This window comes from Azospirillum melinis, assembly GCF_013340935.1.
Taxonomy (GTDB): Bacteria; Pseudomonadota; Alphaproteobacteria; order Azospirillales; family Azospirillaceae; genus Azospirillum; species Azospirillum melinis.
The window spans coordinates 1-1,157 of record NZ_WHOS01000147.1 but is presented as its reverse complement, the minus strand read 5'-3'; the positions used below and the strand labels follow the sequence as shown (position 1 = coordinate 1,157).

Here is a 1,157-nt window from a genome sequence, read left to right as displayed (position 1 = left end):
TGAGGGGGGTGCGTGGTGGGACCTTTGTGGAAATTCCGCGACGCTCCCCCCTCACCCTGCCCCTCTCCCCGGGGGGGGAGAGGGGATGGTAGCCGTGTCGGTCGCCTCCCCCTTCAGGCGGGCAGCCGCAGGATGCGGCCGTCGGGGTGGGTGAAGCGGGCGGTGACGCCGGGATGGGTCGCCAGGATGGCCGGAGCCCGGTCCGCCGGCACCACCGACAGGGCGGTCGACAGGGCGTCGGCCGTCGTCGCGTCGGCGGCCTGGACCGTCACCGCCAGCCATTGGGCGGCGCAGGTGCCGCTCGCGGGATCGAACAGGTGGGTGAACCGGCCGGCAGCGTCGAACTGCGTGCCGTAGCCGCCCGAGGTCGCCATCGCGCCGTCGGTGAGATCCACGGTCTCCGTGCTGCGGTCCGGCGCCCTGGGATCGGCGAGACCGACCGTCCAGGGGCGGCCGGAGGGATGATGGCCCAGCGCCCGCAACTCGCCCATGTCGACCAGCACGTTGCCGATGCCTTCGGTTTTCAGGCGCTCGGTCACGCGGTCGGTGACGTAGCCCTGGGCGATGCCGTTCAGCGTCACCGCCATGCCCCCGGCGGCGAAGGCGATGCGGTCGGGCTCCACCCGCAGGGCGCGGACATCGACCAGCGCGCGCGCGGCGCGGACGGCACTCTCCGGCGGGCCGGCGGGGTCGGCGTTCGCGCGTTCGAAATGGCCGGCATAGAGCTGCCACAGGGGCTGCACCGTGGGATCGAAGGCGCCGCCGGTGGTACGGCCGAAGGCGGCGGCCTCGGACAGCAGGCGGACGAGGTCGGCGGGCGGGGAGTCCAGCCGGCCGTCGCGGTTCAGGCGGCGCAGCGCGGAGTCGGGGCGGTAGAGGCTGAAGACGCGCTCAAGCCTTTCGACCTCTTCGAGGCTGAGCGCGATCAGGCGGTCGGCCTCGGCCGGATCGGGGTGGGCGATGGTCAGGCTGGCGTCGGCGCCGAGCGCGACGCCGCGCCAGACCCGGACGGGAACCCCTTCCGCCCGCAGCAGGCGGTGCGGCAGGAGCGACAGGCCGGCGGCGACGGCGCCGATGGCGAGGACGCGGCGTCTGGGCAGGGGGGTGTGTCTTATTAACATCCGAAGGGTGCGCGGAATAGAGAGGGGTGAAGGTGG

1 protein-coding gene is annotated in these 1,157 nt (G+C 73.6%); it reads right to left on the bottom strand.

All coding sequences use genetic code 11. The features are described 5' to 3' along the window. Positions 1-113: 113 nt before the first annotated feature. A complete protein-coding gene (locus tag GBZ48_RS35860; protein ID WP_174475376.1) occupies positions 114-1,121 on the bottom strand; it encodes an FAD:protein FMN transferase in 1,008 nt (335 codons plus the stop codon). Positions 1,122-1,157 lie beyond the last annotated feature (36 nt).